Source organism: Rhodococcus phenolicus, assembly GCF_001646785.1.
Taxonomy (GTDB): domain Bacteria; phylum Actinomycetota; class Actinomycetes; order Mycobacteriales; family Mycobacteriaceae; genus Rhodococcus; species Rhodococcus phenolicus.
In genome coordinates, this window is the sequence record NZ_LRRH01000008.1 from 113,541 (window position 1) to 139,986 (window position 26,446).

Below are 26,446 nucleotides of genomic sequence, written 5' to 3' on the forward strand. Positions count from 1 at the left end.
CATGGAAACGCACACCCGAACGATCCCCCTGGACGGCGCGCAACTGACCTATCACGTGTCGCGGCCCGACGCGCCGGGAACCCCGACGATCCTGCTGCATCCGTGGTTCGGCTGCTGGCAGTTCTGGGCCTCGACGATGGACGCGCTGTCGGACCGGCCGTGCTTCGCAGTCGACTTCTATTCCCTGGCGGGCGAAGGCGGCCGGCCCTCGGCCGGGCCGACCGATCTCGCGGACGCCGTGCTGCGCATGCTCGACGCGGAACAACTCGACCGGGTCGATGTGGTGGGCAATTCCGTCGGCGGCATCGTCGCCCAGATCATCGCCTCGTCCGTGCCGCAGCGGGTACGGCGCCTCGTCCTGGTCGGCACCGGAGCGAACACCGTCGGTGCCCTCCCCGCATTCGCGGAAACGGTCGACCGGTGGACTGCGGCGACCCGCGCCGGTGAAGGCCCGTCGCGCACAGCGATCGAGGACACCGTCGGAATGCTGTTCACCGGTAGACCACGATCCGACGTGTGGGAGACCTACATCGCGGCCGTGGCCGGCGCCGACGCCGCCTACATGGGTTCGGTTCTCACCGCGGCGCGCGCTCTCGACCTCGTGCCCCGGCTGCCCGGCATCACCGCACCGACACTGATCGTCCGTGGGACCGAGGACTGTGCGCGGACCGCCGAGCATGCCGCCGTCCTGGCGGCCGGGATCCCCGTCGCGCGCTCGATCGAGATGGAAGGCGCCGGGCATTCGCCCATGGTCGACCATCCCGCCGACTTCGCACGACTGGTCGCGGAGCACGTCGGCGCCGACATCGACGCCGCCGCAACCCGAACCGCAGCAGCCGGCACCCGATGAGTCTTGGATTCGGGCACCGCGGCCGGATCGGCCACCTCTACCCCTCGGGTGGATTGTGCGACTACGAAATTCAGCTCATGGCACCCGAGGGAATCCAGCTCGTCACCACCCGCCTGCCGTTTCCGGCGACCGGGATCGAGGACGACCTGCGTCTCGTCGAGGACCTGGAGTCACACGCCCGGATGCTGGCCGACGCGCAGGTCGACATCATCGCACTCAACTGCACCGCGGCCACGCTGCTCGCCGGACCCGAGCGGCTGAATCGGCGGATCACCGACGCGACGGGGATCGAGTCCGTGACCACGATCGAGGCGGTGCTGGCCGCCCTCGCCGAGACAGCCGTCCGGCGGGTCGCACTCGTGACCCCCTATCCGGAAGACGTCGCCGCCGCCGAGATCGAATATCTGCGTGCGCACGGAATCGAGGTGACGGCCGATATCGGAATACCCTGTGCGACACCGGTCGAGCAGTCGATGATCGACCCTGCTCGCTGGCGGCGCCTCGCCGAGTCCGTCGAGCGCGACAACGCAGACGCAATTCTGCTCAGCTGTGCGGGTATTCGAATATCCGGGGAGATCGATGTGATCGAGCGACGGACCGGCCTGCCCGTGATCACCAGCAATCAAGCCCTGCTGTGGCACATTCTGCGGACGCTCGATGTTGCCCCGCTGCCGGACCGGTTCGGCTCACTGCTCACCGGGCGGTTCCCGGATCGCGAGGTCGCGAAGTCAGCGCAGCCGGGCGGCGAGCATCCCGGTCAGCGCGTCCAGGCACAGCCGTCGTAGCTGGGCGGCGGTGATCCTGGGATCCTCCAGCCACTCGATACACACGCTGCGCACGAACGAGATCCAGCCACGCACCGCGAGCGCGACGAAATCAAGATCGGTCGCATCGGGCCCCAGCGCGTCGACGATCCGCTGCTGCTGCACGTCCAGTTCCGCATCGACGATGCCGCGGATGCTCGCGTCGGCGGAACCGGCACCCCGGTTGACTGCCAGCACACCCTGCGCATGGGACTCGATGTAGTCCAGGTAGGCGTCCAGGCCCGCCGCGATCCGGTCGTGCACCGACAGTGCCGGATCCGGTTCGGTGACGGCGAGCAACCGGTCGGACTCGCGTTGCACCACTGCCGCCAGGAAGTCGCGCTTCGTCGGAAAGTAGTGGTACATCAGGCCCCGCGAGACCCCGGCGAGCTCCGCGACTTCCTCGATGCGCACGTCCTCGTAGGCGTGCTGCGAGAACAGCCGGGCACCGATGTCGAGCAGTTCGGTGCGCCGCTGGTCGGGGCTCAGTCGTCGCCGCGGGGATGCCACATCGCCAAATCTACTTCTTGACAGGGCGGCGTCCGGGCGTAGCGTGGCTACTGTACGTCGGTTCAATAAGGGTTCGACTGTCCGGGGGACGCACCATGGCCGTGGCAACATCGCACGTGTTCGACACCGAGATCCCGCATCCGCCGTGGCGCCTGCCCCTGCTCGGCGATGCGCTGGGCATGTCGCTGAGCACGCCGGTCCAGAACTCGATGGACATGCACCGCCGGCTCGGCCCCGTCTTCGAACGACGCCCGTTCGGGCTGCGCTTCGTGTTCGTGTGCTCCGGCGAACTCACCGCCGAACTGTCCGACGACCACCGCTTCGCCAAACACCTCGCGCCCGGGGTCGAGGCCCTGCGCAGCCTCGCCGGGGACGGCCTGTTCACCGCGTTCAACGACGAGCCGAACTGGCGGCACGCGCACGAACTGCTCGCTCCCGCGTTCACCCAGTCCGCGATGCGCTCGTACCACACGACGATGTTGGACGTGACCGCCGATCTGCTCGACCACTGGGACCGCCGGGCCGCCGCGAACGGTCGCGTGGACGTGGCGGCCGACATGACGAAGCTGACCCTCGAGACGATCGGCCGCACCGGATTCAGCTACTCGTTCTCCCCGTTCGAGCGCGAACGTGCGCACCCGTTCGTCGAGGCGATGGTCGGCGGGCTGGCGTTCTCCCAGCGCAGCGCACTGCGGCGACTGCCCGTCGTCGGACGGTACCTGTTCCCCAAGGCGAAACGACAGTACGACCTGGATCGCGCGTATCTGCACCGGGTCGTGGACGAGGTCGTCCGCAGCCGGCAGGCCGCGGGCGACACCGGGCACGACGATCTGCTCGAGCTGATGCTGCGGGCGGCCCGGGAGAACGACCCGAACCGGATCGACGACGAGAACATCCGCAACCAGGTGCTCACCTTCCTCGTCGCCGGCCATGAAACCACTTCGGGTGCACTGTCGTTCGCGCTCTACTATCTGATGCGCAACCCGGAGGTGTTCGCCCGCGCACGGGCCGAGGTCGACGCGGTGTGGGGCGACGACGTCCCCGCGTTCGAACAGGTCGCGAAACTGCGGTACGTACGCCGGGTGCTCGACGAAGCTCTGCGACTGTGGCCGACCGCGCCCGCCTACGCCCGCGAGGCGCGGGAGGACACGATGCTCGGCGGACGGTACCGGCTGAGGAAGGGCGACTGGGTGCTGGTTCTGCTCCCGTCGGTGCACCGCGACCCCGAGGTGTGGGGTCCCGACGCCGAGGTGTTCGATCCGGATCGCTTTCTGCCCGAACGGGTCCGGGCGCGGGCGGGGCACGTGTACAAACCGTTCGGAACAGGCGAACGCGCCTGCATCGGACGCCAGTTCGCCCTGCACGAAGCCACGCTGGTTCTGGGAAGTCTGTTGCGCCGCTTCGATTTCGATCTCGATCCGGCTTACCGGCTGCGGATCGCCGAGCGCCTGACCCTGATGCCGCAGAACCTGCGCCCCACGGTGTCGCGGCGCACCCGCTGACGCTTGCGGGCACGCCGTCGGTCAGCCGCGCGCCGCGATGCGCGCCTGCACCTCGGGACGACGCAACGGCGGGACCGTCGCCGGGGGCTGCCGGCGCTCCGGCAGGGCGGCGAGCAGCCGTGCGGTGGTCGCGGTGACCTCCGCGACCGCCTGCTCGAACGGTTCGCGGGTGGCATCGGACAGCTTCTGGATACCGCTGACCTTACGGACGTATTGCCGCGCGGCAGCTTCGATCTCCTCCGCCGTGGCAGCAGGTTCGAGTCCGCGCAGTTCGGTGATGTTCCGGCACATGGGTCCGAGGGTAGTCCCGGTCGGCCGAGTTGACACCGGACCGGAAAATACAGACGTATGGCCCAATTCCGTCGTATCGTCGATCGAACCCTACGGAAGGAGCCGAATGAGAATCCGATACGTGAGCGCCGCCGCGGCCGTGTTGTCCACCGCAGCAATCGTCCTGACCACTCCCGGTGTCGCCGGTGCGGCGGCCACCGCGGATGTCGTCCCGGGACGGGCCCGGGTGAAGGTGACCGTGCACGGTGTGCCCGTGCATCCGGAAAGCTGTCGCGTCGATCCCGATGCCGACGGGGACACCCAGAGCCTGCCGCTGGAACCGTCGGGAACGATGGTCGCGCACAACGTCGCCCCCGGCCCGCGGCGGGTGGTGGTGTGGTGCCCCGACGGCGGCGTCATCTACCAGAACGTCGTCCACGTCCTGCCGGCCGATCCGGTCGCCGACGTGGTCGACACGGTGTTCCGCACGGCGGGCAGCAGCGACCGCGTCACCGACCCGACGCTCCGCTAGCACCGAATATCGGATCCCGAAGCGAGCCGCGGTGTCCGTCCCGCCCCACCCTGCCGGGCAGGACGGACACCGCGGGTTCCGCTGTCAGGATTCGATGCGCTCGATGATGGTGACGTTGGCGGTACCGCCGCCCTCGCAGATGGTGAGCAGACCGTAGCGGCCACCGATGCGCTCGAGCTCGTTGAGCAGGGTCGCCATGAGCTTGGTGCCGGTCGCGCCGAGCGGGTGGCCGAGGGCGATGGCGCCGCCGTTGACGTTGACCTTGGCCGGGTCGGCGCCGATCTCCTTGATCCACGCGAGCACGACGGGTGCGAACGCCTCGTTGATCTCGATGAGGTCGATGTCGTCGATCGTCAGGCCGGTCTTCTCGAGGGCGTACTGCGTGGCCGGGATCGGCGCCGACAGCATGAAGATCGGGTCGTCGCCGCGGGCGCTCACATGGTGGATGCGGGCGCGGGGCTTGAGTCCGTGCTTCTTCACCGCTTCGTCGGACGCGAGCAGCAGTGCGCTGGCGCCGTCGGAGATCTGGCTGGCGACGGCGGCGGTCATCTTGCCACCCTCGACGAGCACGTTCAGACCGGCCATCTTCTCCAGGCTGGTGTCGCGGGGGCCCTCGTCGACGGTCGCGTCACCGAGCGGAACGATCTCGTTGTCGAAGCGGCCCGCGGCGATCGCCGCCTTGGCGCGTTCGTGGCTCTGCAGCGCCCACTTCTCGAGGTCCTCGCGGCTGATGTCCCACTTGTCGGCGATCATCTCGGCACCCTTGAACTGGGACACCTCCTGGTTGCCGTAACGCTCGGTCCACCCCTTCGACTCGGCCGTGGGGGTGGTGAAGCCGAACTGCTCGCCGACCACCATCGCCGACGAGATCGGGATCTGGCTCATGTTCTGCACGCCGCCGGCGACGATCAGGTCGGCGGTGCCGGCGAGGATGGCCTGCGCGCCGAACTGGATGGCCTGCTGGCTCGAACCGCACTGACGATCCACGGTCACGCCCGGCACGTGCTGCGGGAGTCCCGCGGCGAGCCACGCCATGCGGGCGATGTTGCCGGCCTGCCCTCCGACGGCGTCGACGCAACCGAACACGACGTCGTCGACGTCCGACGGGTCGATGCCCGTGCGCTCGACGAGCGCCGCGATGATGTGCGCACCCAGGTCGATCGGGTGGACACCTGCCAGGCCGCCGTTCTTCTTGCCGATCGGGGTACGCACCGCGTCGACGATGTATGCCTCGGTCATGGTTGCTCCTAGGAGGATTCGGGTCCCGACAGGCCGTCGAGGACGATGCTGAGGTACTGCTGTGCCACGCGGTCGGCGGTGAGAGCACCGCCGGGCCGGTACCAGCGCACCGCGACCCACACGGTGTCGCGCAGGAACCGGAAGACCAGTTCGACGTCGACGTCGGGACGGAAGCTGCCGTCCTCGACGCCCCGTTCGATGACGCCGACCCACAGGTCGCGGAATTCGGTGTTGAGTTCGGCGATGTACGCGAACCGCTCGTTGCCGACGAGGTGCTTGGCCTCGTCCTGGTAGATCGCGACCGCCGCGTGCGACTTGTCGATCGACTCGTACGACGCGGTGATGAGCGCCTCGAGGGTCGCGCGGGAGTCGAGGCCGGCGGCGACGATCTTGCGGTAACGGCCGAACAGGTCGTCGAGGAAGCCGCGGAGGATCTCGTCGACCATCGACTCCTTCGAATCGAAGTGGTGATAGAGGCTGCCCGAGAGGATCCCCGCCGCGTCGGCGATGTCGCGGACGGTGGTCGCGCGCACGCCACGCGAGGCGAACAGGTCGGCGGCGATGTCGAGCAGTTCGCCGCGGCGTCCGGACTTTCCGGCGGCGTCGTCACGAGGTGGAGTCATGGGTGCATCCTTTCAAGCGGCCCCGTGTGTCTTTTGTGCCACCGGGGTGGCCACAAAGACACACCGGGGTGGTCACGCCCGCTGCGAGGAGATCGAGACGACCTCGCCGGTGAGGTAGGTGGTGTAGTCGCTGGCGAGCATCGCGATGGTCGCGGCGATCTCCCACACGTCCGCGGCCCGCCCGAAGGCTTCGCCGGCGGCGAGGCGGTCGAGCAGCTCCTCGCTGGTGACCTTCGCGAGGAACGCGTGCCGCGCGATGGACGGCGCGACCGCGTTGATCCGCACTCCGTATTCGGCGGCTTCGATCGCCGAGCAGCGGGTCAGTGCCATGACACCGGCCTTGGCGGCCGCATAGTGCGCCTGCGAGTGCTGGGCCCGCCAGCCGAGGACCGATGCGTTGTTGACGAGCACACCGCCGTGGTCGACGCTGCGGAAGTAACGCAGCGCAGCGCGGGTGGCGCGGAACGTGCTGGTGAGGGTGATGTCGAGGACGCGGTCCCACTGGTCGTCGGTCATGTCGACGACGGGCGTCTCACCGCCGAGGCCGGCGTTGTTGACCAGGACGTCGATGCGGCCGAGCTGTTCCGCGGCACCGGTGATCAGCGCGTCGACCTGCTCGGTGGACGAGACGTCACACACGATCGAGGTGACCTGCTGGTCCGGGAACTCGGCGGCGAGCTTCTCGACGGTCTCGGCGAGGCGGCGTTCGTGGAAGTCGGAGACGAGCACGTCGCCGCCTTCGAGCAGCGCGCGCCGCGCGGTCGCGAAGCCGATGCCGGTGCCGGCGGCGGCGGTCACGACGACCTTCTTGCCGGCGAGCAGTCCGTGGCCGGGGGTTTCGACGGGAACTTCCGCCAGGGGTGAAGTGGTCACGCGCGTGCCTCTCGGGGAAGGCCGAGCACCCGCTCGGCGATGATGTTGCGCTGAATTTCGTTGGAACCGCCGTAGATGGTGTCGGCGCGGGTGAACAGGAACAACCGCTGCCATTCGGCGAGTTCGAGGTGTTCGGGGTCGGTGATCACGGACGGGGTGCCGGCGTGGTCCTGGTCCGGGCCGACGAGGGAAGCCGCTCCCTGCACGTCCATGGCGAGCTTGCCGAGGTCGCGATGCCAGTTGGCCCACAACAGTTTCTGCACGGATGCCTGACCGGGGTCGGCGCCGTCGAGGGTGCGCACCGCGTGGGCGCGCATGACGCGCAGGCCGATGCGTGCGCGGGCGATGCGTTCGCGGATGTGCGGGTCGTTCGTCGCACCGGATGCTTCGGCGAGCGCGACGATCGCGTCGAGTTCGCGGGCGAACCCGATCTGCTGGCCGAGGGTGGAGACGCCGCGTTCGAAGGTGAGCAGCGCCATCGCGACCTTCCAGCCGTCTCCGGGCGCGCCGACGACGAGTTCGGCGTCGGTGACGGCGTCGTCGAAGAACACCTCGTTGAACTCGGAGGTGCCGGTGAGCTGCTGGATGGGCCGGACGGTGATGCCGGGCTGGTCGAGCGGCACGAGCAGGAAGCTCAGGCCCTGGTGCCGGCTCGAGCCGGGTTCTGTGCGGCACACGACGAACGCCCACTGGGCGACGTGCGCGAGGGACGTCCACACCTTCTGTCCGTTGATCACCCACTTGTCGCCGTCGAGTCGCGCGGTGGTCGAGACGTTGGCGAGGTCGGACCCGGCGCCGGGCTCGGAGTAGCCCTGGGCCCACAGCTCGGTGACGTTGCGGATGCCGGGCAGGAACCGCTTCTTCTGCTCGTCGGTTCCGAACGCGACGAGGGTCGGGCCGAGCAGTTCCTCACCGAGGTGGTTGACCCGCGCGGGCGCGTTCGCCTTGGCGTACTCCTGGTGGAAGATCACCTGCTGTTCGAGGGTCGCACCGCGGCCGCCGTACTCGGTCGGCCATCCGATGCAGGTCCATCCGGCGGCAGCCAGATGTCGATCCCAGGCGAGCCGTTGTTCGAAGAACTCGTGCTCACTTCCGGGGCCGCCCTTACCTCTGAGCTCGGCGAATTCGCCGGTCAGGTTTTCTTCGAGCCACTGGCGGACGGTGGCCGCAAACTCTGCGTTCTCGAGACTCTCGCTCTGATCCACGTCTGTACGATAACCTACCAAGCAATTGCTAGGTAGGGAGCTCAGTGACTGCACATCCGAGAACCACGCCGGCCGCCCTGGACCGCGCCGCCGGCGACCACGCCGACCGGCTCGCCATCGCCGACGGCGATATTCGTCTGACCTTCGCACAGCTTCGCGACCAGGTCCGGGACTTCGCCGCCGCGCTCGTCGCGAGCGGACTCGAACCGGGAGGCCGCGTCGCGCTGTGGTCGCCCAACACGTACCACTGGGTGATCGCCGCACTCGGCACACACTGGGCCGGGGGCGTGCTCGTACCCATCAACACGCGATACACCGGAGCCGAGGCCGCCGACATCGTCGAGCGCGTGCACGCCGCGGCGCTCGTCGTCGTCGGCGAGTTCCTCGGAACCGACCGCTACCGCCAGCTGCGCGAGGCCGCACCCGAACTGCACGTGCCCACCGTCGTCCGCGTCCCGGTCGGCGGCGACGACACTCCCACCGAGAACGTCACGGACTGGGACACCTTCCTGGCACAGGCAACCGAGGACGCCCGCACCGAGGCCGACGCACGCGCCGCCGCGGTCGGTGCCGACGACGTCTCCGACATCCTGTTCACGTCCGGCACCACCGGCCGCAGCAAGGGCGTGCTCAGCGCACACCGTCAGGCCGTCGGCGTCGCCCGGGCGTGGGCCGACTGCGCCGAACTGACGGTCGAGGACAACTACCTCATCATCAACCCGTTCTTCCACACCTTCGGATACAAGGCCGGCATCCTCGCCGCCCTGCTCTCCGGCACCACCGTGGTGCCGATGGCGGTGTTCGACGTGGAGAGGGTCATGGCGATGGTGTCCGCGGAGCAGATCAGCGTGCTCCCGGGAGCGCCGACGATCTACCAGAGCATCCTCGATCACCCGCGCCGCGACGAATTCGACCTGTCGAACCTGCGCGTCGCCGTCACCGGGGCCGCACCGGTGCCCGTCGCACTCGTCGAACGCATGCAGACCGAACTGGCCTTCGACGCGGTGATCACCGCCTACGGCCAGACCGAAGCGGTCGTCGCGACCATGTGCCGCACCGACGACGACCCGGTCACCGTGTCCACCTCCTCCGGCCGCGCCACCGCCGAGTTCGAGGTCCGCATCGGCGACAAGGGCGAGATCCTGCTGCGCGGACCCAATGTGATGCTCGGCTACCTGGACGATCCGGAAGCGACCGCCAAGACCATCGACGCCGACGGCTGGCTCCACACCGGTGACGTCGGAACTCTCGACGAGCGCGGCTATCTCGACATCACCGACCGTCTCAAGGACATGTACATCAGCAACGGCTTCAACGTGTACCCGGCCGAGATCGAGGCGGCGTTGCTGCGTCTGCCCGGCGTGCACGAGGTCGCCGTGATCGGCGTCCCCGACGAGCGCGCCGGCGAAGTCGGGCGCGCCTTCGTCGCGACCCTGCCCGGAGCCGAACTCACCGAAGACACGGTGATCGCGTTCTGCAAGGAACGACTCGCGGGCTTCAAGGTCCCCCGTTCGGTGCGATTCGTCGACCACCTGCCCCGGAACCCATCCGGCAAGGTTCTGAAAAACGTTCTGCGTGAGGAGAAATCATGACCGTCCCGTTCGAGCCCGATGTCGTCACGTACGAGGTGCGTGACGGGGTCGCGATCGTCACCCTGAACCGCCCGGACTACCGCAACGCGCAGAACTCGGTGATGACCTACGCACTCGACGCGGCCTTCGAGCGCGCGGTCGAGGACGACGAGGTCAAGGTGATCGTCCTGGCCGGCAACGGCAAGCACTTCTCGGCGGGCCACGACCTGGGCACCCCCGGCCGCGACCACCACGTGCACTACGACAACAAGGCCGTGATGTGGTGGGACCACGTCGACAAGCCGGGCGGCGACCAGCGCTACGCCCGCGAGATGGAGGTCTACCTCGGGATGTGCCGCCGCTGGCGGGAGATCCCCAAGCCCGTCATCGCGTCGGTGCAGGGCGCCTGCATCGCCGGCGGCCTCATGCTCGCATGGGTGTGCGACCTGATCGTCGCGTCCGAGGACGCGTTCTTCTCCGATCCCGTGGTGCGCATGGGCATTCCGGGTGTCGAGTACTTCGCACACCCGTGGGTGCTCGGTACCCGCTTCGCGAAGGAGATCCTCTACACCGGTGACCGCTTCACCGCGCAGCGCGCGTACGAGGTCGGCATGGTCAGCCGGGTCGTGCCGCGTGAGGAACTCGAGAGCGAAACCCTGGCATTGGCAGGACGCATCGCCGAGATGCCACGCTTCGGCCTGGCCCTGACCAAGCGTGCCGTGAACCAGTGCGAGGACCAGATGGGCATGCGCAACGGCATGGACTCGGTGTTCGGCCTGCACCACTTCGCGCACTCCTACAACGCCGAGGTCGGCACCGATTCGCTCGGCGGCATGAACGCCAAGTCGATGGCGGCCAGCGCCCGTCCCGTCCAGGAAGGCAAGTGATGGACCTCGAGTTCGACGACGCCACCGTCGCATTCCGCGACGAGGTACGGGCGTTCCTCGCCGAGAACGTGCCGTCCACCCCACTGAGGTCGATGGACACGAAGGACGGTTTCGAGGAGCACCGGCAGTGGGAACGCACCCTCGCCGACGCCCGCCTGTCCGTCGTGTCCTGGCCCGCCGAACTCGGCGGCCGTGACGCGACCCTGCAGCAGTGGGTGATCTTCGAGGAGGAGTACTACCGCGCCGGCGCGCCCGGCCGGGTCAGCCAGAACGGCATCTTCCTGCTCGCCCCCACCCTGTTCGAGCACGCCACCCCGGAACAGCTCGCGCGCATCATGCCGCGCATGGCCCGCGCCGACGACATCTGGGCCCAGGCCTGGTCCGAACCCGAATCCGGGAGCGACCTGGCGTCACTGCGCTCGACGGCGACCCGCACCGACGGCGGATGGCTGCTCAACGGCCAGAAGACGTGGAGCTCCCGCGCGAGCTACGCCGACTGGGGCTTCGGCCTGTTCCGCTCCGACCCGGATGCCCAGCGCCACAAGGGCATCACGTACTTCATGTTCGACCTGCGCTCCCCCGGTGTCACCGTCCGCCCGATCGACCAGCTCGACGGCGAACCCGGCTTCGCGGAGATCTTCCTCGAGAACGTGTTCGTGCCGGACGACCCGGCGAACCCCGGTGACTCCGGTGTCATCGGCGGTGTCAACGAGGGCTGGCGCGTCGCGATGAGCACCGCCTCGAACGAGCGTGGCCTGTCGTTGCGCGCCCCGGGCCGCTTCCTCGCGGCAACGGACCGGCTGCTGGACCTGTACCGTACCTCCCCTCTGCACGGCGACGCCGCGCTGCGGAACCGGGTGGCGGACGCGTGGATCGGTGCGCGGGCGTACGAGCTGTCCACGTGGGGCACCGTCACCCGGCTCGAGGCCGGCGGCGAGCTCGGCGCCGAATCGTCGATCAACAAGGTGTTCTGGTCCGAATGGGACATCGCCACCCACGAGACCGCTCTCGCCCTGCAGGGCCCGGAGGCCGAGCTGGTGGACTCCTGGACCGACGGCTACCTCTTCTCGCTGTCCGGCCCGATCTACGCGGGCACCAACGAGATCCAGAAGAACGTCATCGCCGAGCGACTGCTCGGCCTACCGAAGGGCGACCGATGAGATTCGCACTCGACGAGTCCCACGAGGACTTCGCGGCGAGCATCGACGCGCTGCTCACCAAGTCGGACATGCCGGCGGTGATCCGCGCCTGGAACACCGGGGACACCGAACCCGGCCTGAAGGTGTGGCAGCGCCTCGCCGAGACCGGCGTCAACGGCCTGCTGGTCGCCGAGGAGCACGACGGTCTCGGCGCCGACGCGATCGATCTGATCGTCGCCGTCGAGCAGCTCGGCCGCCACGCGGTGCCCGGTCCCGTCGTCGAAACCGTCGCCGTCGCACCGGCTCTGCTCGCCGCGGTCGCGCCCGACCGGCTGGGCGCGCTGGCGTCCGGTTCCCTCGCCACGGTCGCTGCGGCACCGCACGTGCCGTACGCGGTCGACGCGGACACCGCCGATCTGATCCTGCTCGTGGAGGATTCGACGGTGTCCACGGGTACCGCCGGCACCGTGCACGGCTCGATCGACCCCGCGCGCCGCCTGTTCCCGGTCACCGCGGCCGGCGAACTCGGCACCACCGATTTCACCGAGGCATTCGACCTGGGTGCCCTCGCGACCGCAGCGCAGCTGCTCGGCCTCGGCCGGACCCTGCTCGACATCAGCACCGAATACGCGCAGCAGCGCAAGCAGTTCGGCCGCGTCATCGGCTCGTTCCAGGCGATCAAGCATCACCTCGCCGAGGTCGCCGTCGCCCTGGAGATGGCGCGTCCGCTGCTCCTCGGAGCGGCGCTCGCGGTGCGGGACGGTCTGCCGACCGCCTCGCGCGACGTCTCGGCCGCGAAGGTCGCGTGTGGCGATGCCGCGTACCTGGCCGCACGCACGGCACTGCAGGTGCACGGCGCGATCGGATACACGCAGGAACACGACCTCTCGCTGTGGCTGACGAAGGCCCGTGCACTCGTCACCGCGTGGGGCACCCCGGATGTGCACCGGGCGCGGGTCGTCGCCGCATTGGAGGCGTCGTGACGTTCGAAACCGAGGATCGCGCGGCACTGCGACAGTCGGTGCGCGACCTGCTCGCCAAGCATTCCGATTCCGCGGCCGTGCGTAAGGCCATCGCGTCACCGGACGGATTCGACGCAGCCCTGTGGGGCCGGCTCGTCGAGCAGATCGGTGTTGCGGCACTGGCGATTCCGGAGGAGTTCGACGGGGTCGGCGCGTCACTCGCCGAAACCCACGTGGTGCTCGAGGAACTCGGCCGGACCCTCACACCGTCGCCTCTGCTCGGTTCCGCCGTGCTCGCCGCGCAGGCGCTGCTGATCTCCGGCGACGCCGACGCGTGCAGCCGCTTGCTGCCGGGCATCGCGGCCGGCGAGGTTGCCGCGGTGTGCTGGGCGTCCGAATCCGGCTGGGATGCAACGGGTGTGTCCGCGTCCGGCGACTCGCTCACCGGGACCGCTCATTACGTGCTGGGCGGCGACGTCGCGACGACGCTGCTCGTGCTCGCCGCCGACGGCTCCGGTGTATCGCTGTTCGAGGTGGATCCGGCGGCCGACGGTGTCGACCGTCGCCGGGTGCCGACGATGGATCCGACGCGGTCGCTGTCACAGGTGTCGTTCACCGGTGCGACCGGACGACTCCTGTCGTCGCCGGCCGATCTGGCCGAGCGGCTGAAGACGGCCGCGCTCGTCGCCCTGTCCGCCGAGCAGGTCGGGGCGGCACAGGCCGCGCTGGACCTGACCGTCGAATACGCGAAGAACCGCAAGCAGTTCGGTCGTGTGATCGGCTCGTTCCAGGCGCTCAAGCACCGCATGGCCGACATGTACGCGCTCGTCGAGACCGCCCGGTCCATGTCGTACGCGGCGGCACTGTCGCAGGATCCGCAGGATGCCTACGCGGCGAAGATCTACTGCTCGGAAGCATTCGAGCAGGTCGCAGCCGAAGCGATCCAGCTTCACGGCGGCATCGCCATCACGTGGGAGCACGACGCGCAGCTCTACTTCAAGCGTGCCCACGGCACCGCGCAGCTGTTCGGGCAGCCGCGCGACTTCCTGGCCGCGATCGCGTCGTAGCGAGGACGTCCACGGACGGCCGCGCAGGTGTCATCGCCTGCGCGGCCGTCGTCGTGCGGGGCTCCGGTCCCGATATCCTTCCCGGATGCCGTTGCTCGACGTGACCACTCCGCCGCCCACCCGTCCCTGCAGGATTCTCGTCGCCGGTGGTTCCGGCTCGGGGAAGACCACGCTGGCCGGGCGGATCGCAGCGGTGCTGGGGACCGAGCACGTCGAGCTCGACGCATTGCACCACGGGCCGAACTGGACACCGCGTCCGTCGTTCGCCGACGACGTGGAGCGGTTCAGTGCCGCACCCGAATGGGTCACCGAATGGCAGTACACGGCGGTGCGGGAGCTGCTGGCCGAGCGCGCCGATCTGATGGTGTGGCTGGATCTGCCGCGGTCGACGGTGATGCGGCAGCTCCTCGCCCGCACGCTGCGGCGCCGGGTGCATCGCGAAGTGCTGTGGAACGGCAACGTCGAACCGCCGCTGCGCACGATCTTCACCGATCCCACCCACGTCGTGCGGTGGTCGTGGTCGACCTATCCGCTCGTCGCGACCCGGATCGCCGAGGTGCTCGCGCGACGACCCGACCTGCCGGTGATCCGGTTGACCGATCGGCGCGAGGTCGACGGGTGGATGCGGCGAGCGCAACACTGACCTCTTAGTCCGACCACGGGGTCCGGTATGTATGGTTCGGGCATGTACCGACGTCGGCGCGGTGGGGACGCCGGGCACCGATGATCCCAGCCGAATCTCTCGTACCCGGCACGCTCGTCGATCTTCCGACCGATCGTGTCGTTCATCTGCGTGGCGTCGACAGTGCCACCGTCGCCGACGCACTCGATCCTCTCCCACCCGGCGCTCCCGCGGTATCGACCTATCACGTCGAAACGGTCCCGAGCGCTTCGGACCTCGTCACCCGGATCCTCGACGACTGCGAAAGCGCTGCTCGCGTACTTCTGCACTCGTGGCTGCCGGGTGCCCACGCGATCGGCGGCCGCAGCCGCCTCGACACCGCGGCCGTCCGTGCGTTCGCCCTCGACGTGGCGGCGGCCGGCCCACACTTCGGCCCGTTCCTGGCCGACCTCGCCGAGGCGGCCCTGCACGGCGTCCCGATTGCTCCGGGCCGGCACGCGGTCGAGGTCCGTGCGGCCGGGATCGCCCGGGTCCTCGCCGCGAGCTACACCCGCGACCGTGCCGTGCTCGTCGTCACCGCGGAACCCATGTCCGTCCCGGAACAACACATGTTCGCCACCGCGTGCGAATGGCTGGCCGAGCGCGGACGCTTCGGCATCTGGCTGACCGGCGACCCGATCCCCGTGATCGATCGGTTCCCCGTCGTCCACATCGGGACCGCGCCATCCCCCGCGGCCGACACATCTCCGCTGCCCCGGTTGCGTGTCCCTGCGCTCCAGGGGGTCCCGCATCCCGGAAGCGACACCGAGAAGCTGCTCGAATCGGCCCTGGCCGGGTGCGACTGGGCACACGACCGCCGGTGGAACACGACGTGGTCGCGTGGCCCGCTCGACGCCCCGATCCGCGTCGACGTACTGTTTCCGGCCGCCCGATGTGTTGTCGAGATCGACGGACCGGAACACCGCAGGCCCGCGAAGTTCGCCGCCGACCGGCAACGGGACGTCGACCTGCAACTCGCCGGATACGCCGTGCTGCGGTTCACCAACGAACACGTCCGCCACGACGTCGCATCCGTCGTCGAGAAGATCGCCCGATGCGTCAGTACCCGCAACCTCGTCCCGACTCCGGAAAGCAGACCCCAGTGAGCGCCGACAATCTGACTCCCAGCGAGACACTGATCCTGCTGACACTGCTCGCCGAGGCGCGGCCCGTCACCAGCACGGACCTGAAGGCGCTCGGTCCGGAGCTGCGTGCCGAGAGCCGCCGCAAGCTGAACAGGCTGGGTCTTGTCTCCACCGATACCTCGGTCCGCCCCTACGCACACGAACTCACCGACGCGGGCTGGGCCCGGTGCCGCCAGGAATTCGGCGCCGAGACGCCGCCTCGCGTCGCGCCCCCGGTCCGCACCGTGTACACGCTGCTCCGCGCGCTCGGACGCCACTTCGACCGCGCCGATCTGCAGTTGTACGAGGTCTTCACGCCGGTCACCGAAGTCGATGTGTCCGTGGACGCTCCCGCCCCACTCGAGGACCGGATCCGCGCCGCGTACCGGAACCTCGCCCGCCGTCCCGGGGCGTGGGTGAGCCTCACGAGGCTGCGCCCGGCGCTGATCGGAGCAACCACCGCCGACGTGGACCGCGAACTGGTCCGGATGAACCGCTTGCCCGACGTGCACTTGACGCCCGAGGCGAACCAGAAGGCACTCACCGACGACGACCGCGCCGCGGCTGTCGTGGTCGGGGATGTGGACAACCACCTGCTTGCGATCGAGGAACGATGACCGTCGACGAACAGCTCCGGGCCCTGGCATCCGTCCGTCTGACCTGGGCACCGACGCCCGACGACGTGTGGGAGGCGCAGCAACCGCTGCACGTACCGGGCTTGCACGACGCCGCACTCACCGCCGTGCTCGATGCCTTCACCGACGCGCGGAACAGCGACGGGACGAACCCGCTCGGCGTCGTCGTCCAGGGCCAGGCGGGCGCGGGCAAGACGCACCTTCTCGGTTTCATCCGGGAACGTGTGCAGCAGCAGGGTGGTTACTTCTTCCTGCTGAAACTGCTGGATGCCTCCAGCTTCTGGCGTTCGACGTTGTTCGGGATGCTCGAGGATCTGGGCCGGCCGGCGCCGGAGCACGACACTCAGTTGCGGGCGCTGCTGTGGCGTCTGGCGAACCTCGCGGGGGTATCGCGCGTGCAGCGCAAGGCGATCGTGGGCGACTCTCCCGTCGACCGCACGACACTCGACACCTTCGTCACGCGGCTGTATGCCGTGGACCCACCACTCATGCAGAAATACCGGCGCACTCTCCGCGCACTCGTGCTCTATGCCGCGGGCCTCGAATTGCGGGAGATCGGCGAGTCGTACCTGCTGTGTTCGGACGAGACGAATCCCGGCGAGCGCACCAAATGGGGAATCGGCCCGGTCGTCTCGACGCATCAGGAGATAGCGCGTGACCTGTCACGGTTGCTCGCGGCGACCGGTCCTGCCGTGCTGGCGATCGACCAGATCGACACACTGATCACGCAGATGGGCCACAGCGGGACCGACGCATCCGGACGCCCGTCCGGGGCCGCCGCGTTCGACGATGTCGCCCATGGGCTGATGTCGTTGAGGGAAACGCTCAGCCGCACCGTACCCGTTCTCTCGTGCCTGCCCTCGGCATGGGAGGTGATCGACCGGTCCGCGACCGTGACGGTCCGCGACCGCTTCCGAGTGTGCGCGCTGTCGCAACTGCCCTCTCCGGACGTAGCGCGTGAACTGATCCGGCGGCGCCTCGACCGTGCCTACGACACAGTGGGTTTCGTTCCGCCGTATCCGACCTGGCCGATCGCCGAACCCGCCTTCGCCGACGCGCACGACTACACACCTCGTCGCCTGCTGCAACTGGTGGACCGGCACATTCGCCAGTGTCTCGAACGCGGATCCGTCCAGGAGATGACCACCCTGACCGCACGGGCCGACGACCGGGCCGACTCGGCGGTGGCCCCGATTCGACCCACCGGCGACTTCGCGGTACTCGATGCGCGTTTCGCCCAGTTGCGCGGCGCGGCAACGATCGACGACGTGTCCGAGCCTGCGGCCGAGGACCTGGTCGTCCCCGGACTTCTCGCGGTGGGTCTCGATGCATGGATCCGGGAGACGGGCGCACCCGGTGACGTCTACCAGCAGGAGGTGCCGCCCGGAACGAAACCGGCCCTGCACGCCCTCTTGCGCCGCACCCTCGACGAAGAGACCGAGACACACGTACAGTGGGCGTTCCGCGCGATCACCGCCCCCAACGCCGTCGCGTCGACAAACCGGCTCCAGAAGGCGTGCACTGCAGCCGGATTCAACTCGGGAGTTCCGGGCCGACACTTGATCGTGTTGCGCAACAGTCCGTGGCCCGCGGGAGCGAAGACCCAGGCGGCGGTCGCCGAGTTCACGCGGGCCGGGGGACGGACGATCTCGTTCTCGTCGGAGGATGTGCGCACGTTCGCCGCACTGCGAACGATGCTCGACGACAATCCGGAGAATCTCGACGCCTGGTTGCGATCCCGGCGCCCCGCGCACGGGACCGATCTGCTGGGCAGCATCCTCGACGGCGGGATTCCCTCGGGCCCTCCGGAATCCGAAGTAGATTCCGCCGTAGAGTCGACCACCCCGCCCGGCACCACCGCAACACAGGAAACGGCGGAAGCGACCCGCGACCCGGGCACGATCGGGACGGCACCCGGGACAGCGTCCATCCCGCTCGGTACCACCGTCGACACGGGGCAGCAGGTGCACGTCGATCTCGAGGCGCTGCGCAAGCACACCGCGATCTTCGCCGGATCAGGGTCCGGCAAGACGGTGCTCATCCGGCGGATCGTCGAAGAATGTGCACTGCAGGGTGTTTCGTCGATCATCCTGGATCCGAACAACGACCTGTCGCGGCTCGGCAGCCCGTGGCCCGACGGCGAGCGATCGTGGAGCCAGGAAGACAGGGCCAAGGCCGACGAGTACCTCGAGCACACCGAGGTGGTCGTGTGGACACCACGGCGGCAGAACGGTCGCCCGCTCGCATTCCAGCCTCTGCCGGACTTCGCGAGCGTCGTGGACGACGCCGACGAATTCGATGCCGCGGTCGAATCCGCGGTCGCAGCGCTGGCACCGCGCGCGAAGGTGGACGGCAAGTCCGCCACCGCGGACAAGGCCCGTGCCGTGCTCAAACAGGCACTCGAATACTTCGGGGAACGCCCGCACGGCAACCTGGACCAGTTCGTCGCACTCCTCGAGGACCTACCCGAGGACATCAGCAACCTGCGCAACGCCACGAAGATCGCCGCGGATCTCGCGGAGAATCTCAAGGCGTCGATGGCCAACGATCCGCTCTTCGGGGGGCAGGGTGCACCGGCCGATCCGGGTACGTTGCTCACCCCGTCCCCCGGACGCCGGGCTCGCGTGTCGGTGGTGAACCTGTCCGGGCTGCCGTCGGACGACCAACGACAGGGCTTCGTCAACCAGTTGCAGATGGCATTGTTCGCGTGGATCAAGAAGAACCCTGCCGGTGACCGGCCGCTCGGCGCCCTGTTCGTCATGGACGAAGCGCAGAACTTCGCGCCGTCGGGCGGATTCACCGCATGCACGCAGAGCACGTTGGCGCTGGCGTCGCAGGCCCGCAAGTACGGGCTCGGCCTGGTGTTCGCGACACAGGCTCCCAAGGGCCTGAACAACAAGATCCCCGGCAACGCCGCCACACAGTTCTACGGACTGCTCAACAGCCCCGCCCAGATCCAGGCGGCCCAGGAGATGGCGCGCGTCAAGGGTGGCACGGTGCCGGACATCGGCCGACTGTCCGCCGGGCATTTCTATGCGGCGATCGAAGGAGCGGAGTTCCGGAAGACCCGCACACCGCTGTGCCTGACGCATCACCCGAAGAGTCCGCCGACCGAAGAGGAGGTACTCGAACTCGCTGCGGCTGGGGGAGGATTGGTTAGCCTGGAACGATGAGCGCTGCCTCGATCACGCTGAACAACGGAACGACCATCCCGCAGCTCGGTCTGGGAGTCTGGCAGGCCACGGACGAGCAGACCGAGCACGTTGTGCGATTCGCGATCGACGAGGCCGGCTACCGCCACATCGACACCGCCGCAGCATACGGCAACGAGGCGGGCGTCGGGCGCGGCATCGCGGCGTCGTCGGTCCCCCGCGAGGACCTGTTCGTCACCACCAAGCTGTGGAACGCCGACCACGGATACGGGCCGGCGCTGGCCGCGTTCGACGCGAGCCTGGCGCGGCTCGGCCTCGACTACGTCGATCTGTACCTCGTGCACTGGCCGTTACTCGACGACCAGCGCCTTCTGCGCACGTGGGATGCGATGGAGGAGATCGCGTCGTCGGGGAAGGCGAAGGCCGTCGGGGTCTGCAACTTCGAGCCGCGGCATCTGAAACTGCTGGCCGATCGCGGCGGACTGCTCCCCGCCGTGGACCAGGTCGAACTGCATCCGAATCTGCCGCAGGCCGATATCCGCGCGAGCGCGGCGGAGCTCGGCGTCGCCGTCGAGTCCTGGAGCCCGCTCGGGGGCACCAGCGGTTCCGGCTGGGGCCGGGCGTCGAAGCCGAACACCCTGCTCACGGACCCGATCATCGATCGCATCGCCGACCGGCACAGCAAGTCGCCCGCGCAGGTCCTGATCCGGTGGCACCTGCAGAACGGGCTGATCGTCATCCCGAAATCGGTGCACGAGGACCGGATCACGCAGAACATCGACGTGTTCGACTTCGAGCTCTCGGATCTGGATCTGAGCGAGATCGACACCCTCGAGAACGGGAACCGTCTGGGGATGCACCCGGACGAGATGAACCTGGGCGCACCGTAGGGCCTTGCATTCGCCGTCCCCGGACCCAATAGTGGAACACGTTCTCATTCTTGATCCGAGCGTTCCACGAGCCTCCGGGAAGGCAGACATGAGCGACACCGCGAGCACACATCACGTCCTCGGCAAGGAGGTCGCGATGCCCGTGCAGGTCCGGACCGCGACCGCCTTCATGGCGATGTACTCGGTACCCACCGGACCCGCGCAGGCGCTGATCGCCGACAGCGACCTCGAGATCCTGCAGTACCGGCCGGGGCGCGGCCTCTGCACGCTCGTGTTCGTCGACTACATCGACGGCGATCTCGGACCGTACAACGAGTTCGGGGTGTGCTTCCTCGTCCGCGACCACAACCGGCGCGGCGGAACGGTGTTCCAGGATCTGCGGGAACTCGGCTCGGGCGGTGCGGGGGCACTGATTCACCGGCTGCCCGTCGACGGCGACTTCACCCTCGCAGCCGGGCGCGGCATCTGGGGTTTCCCGAAGATCCTCGCCGACTTCGACACCGACCACCGCAGCGCCACCAGACGTGCTTCGGTGTCGGAAGGCGGCCAGCTCATCGCGGAACTGATTGTCGCACCGGGTATTTCGGTTCCCGGTTCGGGTGCGACCGCTTCCGTGGCGGCGTACTCGTCCCTGGACGCGGTGACCCGCCGGACGAGCTGGGACATGAACCCGACCGGGATGCGTTCCCGGATCGGCGGTGCGCAGCTACGACTGGGGACGCACCCGATCGCCGGCGAACTGCGGTCGCTGGGTCTACCCAAACGCGCCCTGGTGTCGTCGTCGATCGGGAACCTGGCGATGACGTTCGGGAACGCCGTCGGGGTTCCGGCACGCTGACCGCCCTGCTTTTCCCGAGCTCGCCCTGCTTTTCCCGAGCGAATGTATCCCTCGTCTCCTTCAACCGATCGAACGTACCGTTCGCTCGGAGAAAGGGCGAGGCCGACCAGGGGTTCCTGCGACGGTGAACGGCGCATTTCGCGCAGCCGCGGATTCCGACCCCGCCGTTCCGGGTTCCGTCGTCCGTTCGGCAGAGTGAGTGTGACACTCGCCCGAAAGGACCACGCATGATCCCCGCCGTCCACGGCTTCACCTCGCTCACCGGAAGCATCGGTGTCAAGCAGGACCATCCCGACTTCGCGCTCCTCGGCGTGAACACCCCCGAGTCCGCCTCCGCGGCGGTGTTCACCCGGTCCCGGTTCGCCGGGCCGAGCGTGCGACTCGACCGCGAGGTCGATCTGTCGGCGCTGCGCGGAGTCGTCGTCGTGTCGGGCAATGCGAATGTCGCCACCGGAGAGCAGGGGCTCGCGGATGCCCGGCAGCTCCGGGCCTGGGCGGCAGACCGCCTCGGCTGCCCGGACGAGCAGGTGCTCGTCGCCTCGACCGGTGTCATCGGCGTGCTGTACCCGATGGAACGCATGCTCGCCGGAATGGACGCTCTGCCCGCACCCGGGCCCGCCGACCTCGGTGCGGTCGCCGAGTCGATCATGACGACGGACACGCGATCCAAGTGTGCGTTCCGCACGGTCGGGAACGCCACGGTGGTCGGCGTGGCCAAGGGTGTCGGCATGATGGAGCCGAACATGGCAACGATGTTGTCGTTCATCGCGACCGACGCGCAGATCGACGCGGACGACCTCGACCGGATCTTCCGCGCGGTGGTCGCTCGCACCTACAACGCGGTCAGCGTCGATTCCGACACCTCGACATCGGATACCGCTGCTGTGTTCGCTTCCGGGGCAGCCGGTCCCGTCGACCTCGCCGCGTTCGAGGCGGCCCTGCTGGAGGTGTGCACCGAGCTCGTGCGGATGATCGCCTCCGACGGTGAGGGCGCGAGCAAACTCATCGAGGTCCGGGTCACCGGTGCCCGCGACGACGCACAGGCCAAGCTCGTCGCCAAGGCGATCGTGAACTCACCGCTCGTCAAGACGGCTGTGCACGGCGCCGACCCGAACTGGGGCCGGGTGGCGATGGCCGTGGGCAAGTGCGAATCCGAAACCGACATTCTCGAGGAGAACGTGCGGATCGCGTTCGGGGGGCTCGAAACATATCCGGTCCCGGCCTCACCCGAACGCCTTGCCGCACTCCAGGAGTACCTCGGGGGTGACGAGGTGGTCATCGAGGTGGATCTGGGCATCGCCACCGGCGAGTTCACCGCGTACGGCTGCGATCTCACCGAGGGCTACATCCGCATCAACGCGGACTACACCACGTAGCCGCCCCGTCCCCGACCGCAGATGGGAGCGGGGGAGACAACCGCTTTTCCCGAGCGAATGTACCGTTCGTCTCCTTCAATCGAGCGAACGTACCATTCGCTCGGAAAGGGTAGGGGCCGAAGGGGAAAGGGCAGGGACGACGAGGAACGCCAGGGGTGGATCTAGAGCCAGGTGTCCTCGGATGCGGTGGTGAGGAACGCCTCGAGGTCGTCGCGCCACGGCGCAGGCACCGTCTTCTCCGGTTCGATGCCGGTGTACTGACCGCGGTAGAACAGCAGCGGGCGTTCCTTGTCGTCGCGTGCCTCGCTGAGCGAGTCGACACGACCGAACACCACCCAGTGGTCGCCGCCGTCGTGCACCGATTCGACGGTGCAGTCGATGTGGGCCAGCGAGCCGGTGAGGATCGGCGACCCCAACGGCGACGGCGTCCAGTCGATGCCCGCGAACTTGTCGGGTTCGCGGGATCCGAAGCGTGCGCACGTGTCCTGTTGTTCCTCAGCGAGGACGTTGACGCAGAACCGTCCGGACCGTTCGATCGCCGCCCACGACCTCGACGCCTTGGTGGGGCAGAACAGCACCAGCGGCGGTTCGAGCGACAGCGCCGCGAATGACTGACACGCGAACCCGACCGGAGAGCCGTCGTCGACGGTGGTGATGATGGTGACGCCGGTGCAGAACTGCCCGAGGACGTTGCGGAACCGGCGCGGGTCCAGGCCCGCGCCGGTGCCGGATTCGCTGCCGGTCATTACTTGAATCCCACCGTGAAGTCGTGGCCCCACAGGCTGACCGCCGTGCTTTCACGCGCGATCCATGTGTCGTCCTCGACTTCGAGTCCCTCGCAACCGAATTCGATGTCGAAGCCGCCCGGAGTCTTCATGTAGAAGGACAGCATCTTGTCGTTGACGTGCCTGCCGAGCGTCGCGGACATCTTGACCTTCTTACGCAGTGCGCGGTCCAGGCAGAGGCCGACGTCGTCGGAGTTCTCCACTTCGATCATCAGGTGCACGATGCCGGTCGGGTTCGGGAACGGCAGGAACGCGAGGCTGTGGTGCCGCGGATTGCATCCGAGGAAGCGGAGCCATGCGGGTTCGCCGTCGGCGGGACGGCCGACGGCCTGCGGGGGCAGCCGCATCGAGTCGCGCAGTTTGAATCCGAGCACGTCCCGGTAGAAGCGCAGGGACGCCTCGTCGTCGTTGGTGGTGAGCACCACGTGTCCCAGGCCCTGCTCGCCGGTGACGAACCGGTGGCCGTACGGGCTCACGACGCGGCGGTGTTCGAGCGCGACACCGTGGAACACCTCGAGGATGTTGCCGGAGACGTCCTCGAACGTGATCAGTTCGACGACGCGACGATCGGCCAGCTGTTCGGCGGTGCCCTCCTTGAACGGCACTCCGGCGGCGGACAGGTTGTCCCGGACCTCCTGAAGCTCGGCGGCGGTGGCGGTCTCCCAGCCGGAGACGAGCAGGCGGTCCTTCTCACCGGGCACGATCACCAGGCGAGCCGGGAAGTCGTCCATCCGCAGGTACAGCGCGTCGGGGTTCGTGCCCTTGCCCTCGACCATGCCGAGCACCTTGAGGCCGTAGTCGCGCCAGGCCGCCATGTCGGTGGCCTCGATACGCATGTAGCCCAGGGACCTGATGCCCATCACTTGCCTCCCTCGAGCAGGAAATCGGTTGCCAGCCGGTTGAACTCGTCGAATTTCTCGAGCTGCGCCCAGTGACCGCAGCCGCCGAACACGTGCAGCTGCGCCCGGGGGATCATCTTCAGCGCGACGAGCGCGCCGTCGAGCGGGTTGACCCGATCCTCACGACCCCAGATGAGCAGCACACGCTGCCGCAGTTTGTACGCGTCGCGCCAGAGCATGCCCTTCTCGAACTCTCCGCTGGAGAAGGACTTGCCCATGGCCTTCGCCGCGGCGAGGGACTCGGGGGTGCTCGCCGCAGCGAATCGCTCCTCGATGAGTTCGGGGGTGATCAGCGACTGGTCGAAGACCATGATCCGGAGGAACGCCTCGAGGCTCTCGCGGGTCGGCGCGTAGTTGAACTTGCCGAGGTTCTTCACACCCTCGGTCGGATCCGGCGCGAACAGGTTGACGCTCAGACCGCCCGGGCCCATGAGCACGAGCCGGCCTGCGCGGTCCGGGTAGTCGAGCGCGAAACGCACCGCAGCACCGCCGCCGAGCGAATTGCCCAGCAGATGAACGCGTTCGGTGACGCCGAGCGTGTCGAGCAGATCGTTGAGCGCCGACGAGCTGTGCACGAAGTACTGCGGGTGCTCGGTGGGCTTGTCGGACTTGCCGTACCCGGGCTGGTCCACCGCGAGCACGTGGAACCGCTGAGCGAGGACCGGGATGTTCTTGGAGAAGTTCGACCAGGAGGAGGCACCCGGCCCGCCGCCGTGCAGCAGCACGATCGTCGGGCCGTTGCCGACACCGGCCTCATGGTAGTGGAGCTTCAGGTCCGGGCGGACCTGCGCGAAACGGGACGTGGATTCGTAGGTGAGTTCTTCCGTCGTCGTCATCGATCGCCCCCTAGACCATCGTGTCCGTGAGCGGCAGACCGAATTCGGCGCCACCGAACATGACGTACGCGCGCTCGGCGTCGTTCGCCGCGTGCACGCGACCGGCATGGGCGTCGCGCCAGAACCGCTGGATCGGTGTGCCGTTCGCGAGAGCGGTGGCGCCGGAGTTCTCGAAGAGCCGGTCGATCGACGCGATCGCGCGGCCGGTGGCGCGGACCTGGTCGCGGCGGGCGCGCAGGCGCATCTCGATCGGAACGTCCTTGCCGGCCAACAGGCATGCGTACTCGTCGGCGACGTTGCCCGAGAGCTGACGCCATGCGGCGTCGATGTCGCTGGCGGCCTCGGCGACGCGGATCTTGGCGAACGGGTCGTCCTTCGCCTTCTCCCCGGCGTAGGCGGCGCGTACGCGCCTACCCTGATGTTCGACGTGAGCGTCGTAGGCGCCGTAGGCCATTCCGACGATCGGAGTGGAGATCGTCGTCGGGTGGATGGTGCCCCACGGCATCTTGTAGACGGGCGCGGTGTTGAGTTCGAGTCCCGGCGAAGCCAGATCGTTCATGGTCTTGAAGCTGAGGAAGCGGTGACGCGGGACGAACACGTCCTTGACGACGACCGTGTTCGAGCCGGTGCCGCGCAGGCCCACGACGTTCCACACGTCGTCGATCTCGTACTCCGAGCGCGGGATGAGGAAGCTGCCGAAGTCGACCGGGCGTCCGTCCTTGATGACGGGGCCGCCGACGACGACCCAGGTCGCGTGATCGGAGCCGGACGACCATGCCCAGGCGCCGTTGACCTTGTATCCGCCGTCGACGACCTCACCGGCACCCATCGGGGCGTACGACGAGGAGATGCGCACGTCGGTGTCCGCACCCCACACGTCCTCCTGGGCCTGCTGGGAGAACAGCGCGAGGTGCCAGTTGTGGATGCCGAGGATGCCGGCGACCCATCCGGTCGAGCCGCATGCGCTCGCGATGTTGCGGACGGCGGTGTAGAAAGTCACCGGATCGCACTCGAATCCACCCCACTGGGACGGCTGGACGAGCTTGAAGAATCCGGCCTCCTGAAGCGCCTTGATCGAGTCGTCGGGGATGCGGCGTAGGTCCTCGGTCTCCTGCGCACGGTCCCGAAAGGAAGGGAGCAGCGCGTCGATGCGCTGCAGTACCTCGTGGCTGTCGTGGTCGCCCACTGGACGCTCCCGTCTGCTCCGGAATTGATCG

The 26,446-nt window shown here is 68.4% G+C and carries 26 protein-coding genes; 16 read left to right on the top strand and 10 right to left on the bottom strand.

From position 1 onward, the window contains the following. Position 1: 1 nt before the first annotated feature. Together A8G15_RS03670 and A8G15_RS03675 are read left to right on the top strand one after the other, a co-directional pair. On the top strand, positions 2-850 hold the full coding sequence (locus A8G15_RS03670) for an alpha/beta fold hydrolase (RefSeq protein WP_068155421.1): 849 nt from the start codon (positions 2-4) through the stop codon (positions 848-850). After that, entirely contained in the window at positions 847-1,635 is a 789-nt protein-coding gene (locus tag A8G15_RS03675) for a maleate cis-trans isomerase family protein (RefSeq protein WP_068155423.1), read from the top strand. The genes A8G15_RS03670 and A8G15_RS03675 overlap by 4 nt, the downstream gene beginning before the upstream one ends. Here A8G15_RS03675 and A8G15_RS03680 read toward each other — a convergent pair. After that, positions 1,579-2,163: a TetR/AcrR family transcriptional regulator gene (locus A8G15_RS03680; protein WP_068155425.1), complete on the bottom strand. Its 585-nt coding sequence runs from the start codon at positions 2,161-2,163 to the stop codon at positions 1,579-1,581. The genes A8G15_RS03675 and A8G15_RS03680 overlap by 57 nt on opposite strands. Before the next feature lie 95 nt (positions 2,164-2,258). Between A8G15_RS03680 and A8G15_RS03685 the strand changes: the two genes are divergently transcribed. After that, positions 2,259-3,665, top strand: a complete 1,407-nt coding sequence (locus A8G15_RS03685) for a cytochrome P450 (RefSeq protein ID WP_068155426.1) — start codon at positions 2,259-2,261, stop codon at positions 3,663-3,665. Between the two features lie 21 nt (positions 3,666-3,686). Here A8G15_RS03685 and A8G15_RS03690 read toward each other — a convergent pair whose 3' ends face one another. Then, the gene (locus A8G15_RS03690) at positions 3,687-3,956 is read right to left on the bottom strand and encodes a DUF2277 domain-containing protein (RefSeq protein ID WP_068155428.1); all 270 of its coding nucleotides are present in this window, start codon (positions 3,954-3,956) and stop codon (positions 3,687-3,689) included. Positions 3,957-4,062: 106 nt separating this feature from the next. Here A8G15_RS03690 and A8G15_RS03695 point away from each other — a divergent pair, with 106 nt between their 5' ends. Further along, positions 4,063-4,467, top strand: coding sequence for a hypothetical protein (locus tag A8G15_RS03695; RefSeq protein WP_068155430.1), 405 nt, complete (start codon positions 4,063-4,065; stop codon positions 4,465-4,467). Positions 4,468-4,551: 84 nt separating this feature from the next. Here A8G15_RS03695 and A8G15_RS03700 read toward each other — a convergent pair whose 3' ends face one another. The 4 genes from A8G15_RS03700 to A8G15_RS03715 form a co-directional block, all read right to left on the bottom strand. Then, positions 4,552-5,706 (bottom strand): acetyl-CoA C-acetyltransferase, encoded by a 1,155-nt coding sequence (locus A8G15_RS03700; RefSeq protein ID WP_068155432.1) that lies wholly within the window; start codon positions 5,704-5,706, stop codon positions 4,552-4,554. A gap of 8 nt (positions 5,707-5,714) precedes the next feature. Beyond that, positions 5,715-6,329 carry a TetR/AcrR family transcriptional regulator gene (locus tag A8G15_RS03705; protein WP_068155434.1) on the bottom strand — a complete coding sequence of 205 codons (615 nt, stop codon included), beginning with the start codon at positions 6,327-6,329 and terminating at the stop codon, positions 5,715-5,717. Between the two features lie 72 nt (positions 6,330-6,401). Next, positions 6,402-7,202 carry an SDR family oxidoreductase gene (locus tag A8G15_RS03710; RefSeq protein ID WP_068155436.1) on the bottom strand — a complete coding sequence of 267 codons (801 nt, stop codon included), beginning with the start codon at positions 7,200-7,202 and terminating at the stop codon, positions 6,402-6,404. Next, positions 7,199-8,407 carry an acyl-CoA dehydrogenase family protein gene (locus tag A8G15_RS03715; RefSeq protein WP_068155438.1) on the bottom strand — a complete coding sequence of 403 codons (1,209 nt, stop codon included), beginning with the start codon at positions 8,405-8,407 and terminating at the stop codon, positions 7,199-7,201. The genes A8G15_RS03710 and A8G15_RS03715 overlap by 4 nt, the downstream gene beginning before the upstream one ends. A 44-nt stretch (positions 8,408-8,451) precedes the next feature. Between A8G15_RS03715 and A8G15_RS03720 the strand changes: the two genes are divergently transcribed. From A8G15_RS03720 to argJ, 12 genes are all read left to right on the top strand, one after another. Then, positions 8,452-9,999, top strand: a complete 1,548-nt coding sequence (locus A8G15_RS03720) for a FadD3 family acyl-CoA ligase (protein ID WP_068155440.1) — start codon at positions 8,452-8,454, stop codon at positions 9,997-9,999. Further along, positions 9,996-10,865, top strand: a complete 870-nt coding sequence (locus A8G15_RS03725; protein WP_068155441.1) for an enoyl-CoA hydratase — start codon at positions 9,996-9,998, stop codon at positions 10,863-10,865. Before A8G15_RS03720 ends, A8G15_RS03725 begins: the two co-directional genes overlap by 4 nt. After that, positions 10,865-12,025 (top strand): acyl-CoA dehydrogenase family protein, encoded by a 1,161-nt coding sequence (locus tag A8G15_RS03730; RefSeq protein ID WP_068155678.1) that lies wholly within the window; start codon positions 10,865-10,867, stop codon positions 12,023-12,025. Before A8G15_RS03725 ends, A8G15_RS03730 begins: the two co-directional genes overlap by 1 nt. Beyond that, positions 12,022-12,987, top strand: a complete 966-nt coding sequence (locus A8G15_RS03735) for an acyl-CoA dehydrogenase family protein (protein WP_068155444.1) — start codon at positions 12,022-12,024, stop codon at positions 12,985-12,987. Before A8G15_RS03730 ends, A8G15_RS03735 begins: the two co-directional genes overlap by 4 nt. Beyond that, positions 12,984-14,033, top strand: coding sequence for an acyl-CoA dehydrogenase family protein (locus A8G15_RS03740; RefSeq protein ID WP_068155446.1), 1,050 nt, complete (start codon positions 12,984-12,986; stop codon positions 14,031-14,033). Before A8G15_RS03735 ends, A8G15_RS03740 begins: the two co-directional genes overlap by 4 nt. 85 nt (positions 14,034-14,118) lie before the next feature. Further along, positions 14,119-14,676: a P-loop NTPase family protein gene (locus A8G15_RS03745; RefSeq protein ID WP_068155448.1), complete on the top strand. Its 558-nt coding sequence runs from the start codon at positions 14,119-14,121 to the stop codon at positions 14,674-14,676. A gap of 80 nt (positions 14,677-14,756) precedes the next feature. Then, positions 14,757-15,800 (top strand): DUF559 domain-containing protein, encoded by a 1,044-nt coding sequence (locus A8G15_RS03750; protein WP_068155450.1) that lies wholly within the window; start codon positions 14,757-14,759, stop codon positions 15,798-15,800. Next, positions 15,797-16,435, top strand: a complete 639-nt coding sequence (locus A8G15_RS03755) for a hypothetical protein (RefSeq protein WP_156665240.1) — start codon at positions 15,797-15,799, stop codon at positions 16,433-16,435. Before A8G15_RS03750 ends, A8G15_RS03755 begins: the two co-directional genes overlap by 4 nt. Beyond that, on the top strand, positions 16,432-19,626 hold the full coding sequence (locus A8G15_RS03760; RefSeq protein ID WP_068155454.1) for a helicase HerA domain-containing protein: 3,195 nt from the start codon (positions 16,432-16,434) through the stop codon (positions 19,624-19,626). The genes A8G15_RS03755 and A8G15_RS03760 overlap by 4 nt, the downstream gene beginning before the upstream one ends. Further along, positions 19,623-20,495 carry an aldo/keto reductase gene (locus tag A8G15_RS03765; protein WP_068155456.1) on the top strand — a complete coding sequence of 291 codons (873 nt, stop codon included), beginning with the start codon at positions 19,623-19,625 and terminating at the stop codon, positions 20,493-20,495. Before A8G15_RS03760 ends, A8G15_RS03765 begins: the two co-directional genes overlap by 4 nt. A gap of 88 nt (positions 20,496-20,583) precedes the next feature. Next, a complete protein-coding gene (locus A8G15_RS03770) occupies positions 20,584-21,333 on the top strand; it encodes an acetoacetate decarboxylase family protein (RefSeq protein WP_068155458.1) in 750 nt (249 codons plus the stop codon). Positions 21,334-21,560: 227 nt separating this feature from the next. Continuing rightward, positions 21,561-22,709: a bifunctional glutamate N-acetyltransferase/amino-acid acetyltransferase ArgJ gene (gene argJ, locus A8G15_RS03775; RefSeq protein WP_068155461.1), complete on the top strand. Its 1,149-nt coding sequence runs from the start codon at positions 21,561-21,563 to the stop codon at positions 22,707-22,709. A 161-nt stretch (positions 22,710-22,870) separates the two neighbouring features. On the opposite strand, the gene hsaB is transcribed toward argJ, so the two are convergent. From hsaB to hsaA, 4 genes are read right to left on the bottom strand one after another with little or no spacing between them, the layout of a single operon-like run. Next, positions 22,871-23,455, bottom strand: coding sequence for a 3-hydroxy-9,10-secoandrosta-1,3,5(10)-triene-9,17-dione monooxygenase reductase subunit (hsaB, locus tag A8G15_RS03780; RefSeq protein WP_068155463.1), 585 nt, complete (start codon positions 23,453-23,455; stop codon positions 22,871-22,873). After that, a complete protein-coding gene (gene hsaC, locus A8G15_RS03785; RefSeq protein ID WP_068155465.1) occupies positions 23,455-24,354 on the bottom strand; it encodes an iron-dependent extradiol dioxygenase HsaC in 900 nt (299 codons plus the stop codon). The genes hsaB and hsaC overlap by 1 nt, the downstream gene beginning before the upstream one ends. Then, entirely contained in the window at positions 24,354-25,229 is an 876-nt protein-coding gene (gene hsaD / locus A8G15_RS03790) for a 4,5:9,10-diseco-3-hydroxy-5,9,17-trioxoandrosta-1(10),2-diene-4-oate hydrolase (RefSeq protein ID WP_068155467.1), read from the bottom strand. Before hsaD ends, hsaC begins: the two co-directional genes overlap by 1 nt. 10 nt (positions 25,230-25,239) lie before the next feature. Beyond that, positions 25,240-26,415 (bottom strand): 3-hydroxy-9,10-secoandrosta-1,3,5(10)-triene-9,17-dione monooxygenase oxygenase subunit, encoded by a 1,176-nt coding sequence (gene hsaA / locus A8G15_RS03795; protein ID WP_068155469.1) that lies wholly within the window; start codon positions 26,413-26,415, stop codon positions 25,240-25,242. Positions 26,416-26,446 lie beyond the last annotated feature (31 nt).

Excerpts from the sequence above, each read along its gene's own strand:
- A8G15_RS03685 (WP_068155426.1), top strand. The coding sequence starts at position 2,259 with ATGGCCGTGGCAACATCGCACGTGTTCGACACCGAGATCCCGCATCCG.
- A8G15_RS03750 (WP_068155450.1), top strand. The coding sequence starts at position 14,757 with ATGATCCCAGCCGAATCTCTCGTACCCGGCACGCTCGTCGATCTTCCG.
- A8G15_RS03760 (WP_068155454.1), top strand. The coding sequence starts at position 16,432 with ATGACCGTCGACGAACAGCTCCGGGCCCTGGCATCCGTCCGTCTGACC.
- A8G15_RS03670 (WP_068155421.1), top strand. The coding sequence starts at position 2 with ATGGAAACGCACACCCGAACGATCCCCCTGGACGGCGCGCAACTGACC.
- argJ (WP_068155461.1), top strand. The coding sequence starts at position 21,561 with ATGATCCCCGCCGTCCACGGCTTCACCTCGCTCACCGGAAGCATCGGT.
- A8G15_RS03725 (WP_068155441.1), top strand. The coding sequence starts at position 9,996 with ATGACCGTCCCGTTCGAGCCCGATGTCGTCACGTACGAGGTGCGTGAC.
- hsaB (WP_068155463.1), bottom strand. The coding sequence starts at position 23,455 with ATGACCGGCAGCGAATCCGGCACCGGCGCGGGCCTGGACCCGCGCCGG.
- A8G15_RS03690 (WP_068155428.1), bottom strand. The coding sequence starts at position 3,956 with ATGTGCCGGAACATCACCGAACTGCGCGGACTCGAACCTGCTGCCACG.
- hsaD (WP_068155467.1), bottom strand. The coding sequence starts at position 25,229 with ATGACGACGACGGAAGAACTCACCTACGAATCCACGTCCCGTTTCGCG.
- A8G15_RS03765 (WP_068155456.1), top strand. The coding sequence starts at position 19,623 with ATGAGCGCTGCCTCGATCACGCTGAACAACGGAACGACCATCCCGCAG.
- A8G15_RS03735 (WP_068155444.1), top strand. The coding sequence starts at position 12,022 with ATGAGATTCGCACTCGACGAGTCCCACGAGGACTTCGCGGCGAGCATC.
- hsaC (WP_068155465.1), bottom strand. The coding sequence starts at position 24,354 with ATGGGCATCAGGTCCCTGGGCTACATGCGTATCGAGGCCACCGACATG.
- A8G15_RS03730 (WP_068155678.1), top strand. The coding sequence starts at position 10,865 with ATGGACCTCGAGTTCGACGACGCCACCGTCGCATTCCGCGACGAGGTA.
- A8G15_RS03695 (WP_068155430.1), top strand. The coding sequence starts at position 4,063 with ATGAGAATCCGATACGTGAGCGCCGCCGCGGCCGTGTTGTCCACCGCA.
- A8G15_RS03675 (WP_068155423.1), top strand. The coding sequence starts at position 847 with ATGAGTCTTGGATTCGGGCACCGCGGCCGGATCGGCCACCTCTACCCC.
- A8G15_RS03745 (WP_068155448.1), top strand. The coding sequence starts at position 14,119 with ATGCCGTTGCTCGACGTGACCACTCCGCCGCCCACCCGTCCCTGCAGG.
- A8G15_RS03770 (WP_068155458.1), top strand. The coding sequence starts at position 20,584 with ATGAGCGACACCGCGAGCACACATCACGTCCTCGGCAAGGAGGTCGCG.
- A8G15_RS03700 (WP_068155432.1), bottom strand. The coding sequence starts at position 5,706 with ATGACCGAGGCATACATCGTCGACGCGGTGCGTACCCCGATCGGCAAG.
- A8G15_RS03705 (WP_068155434.1), bottom strand. The coding sequence starts at position 6,329 with ATGACTCCACCTCGTGACGACGCCGCCGGAAAGTCCGGACGCCGCGGC.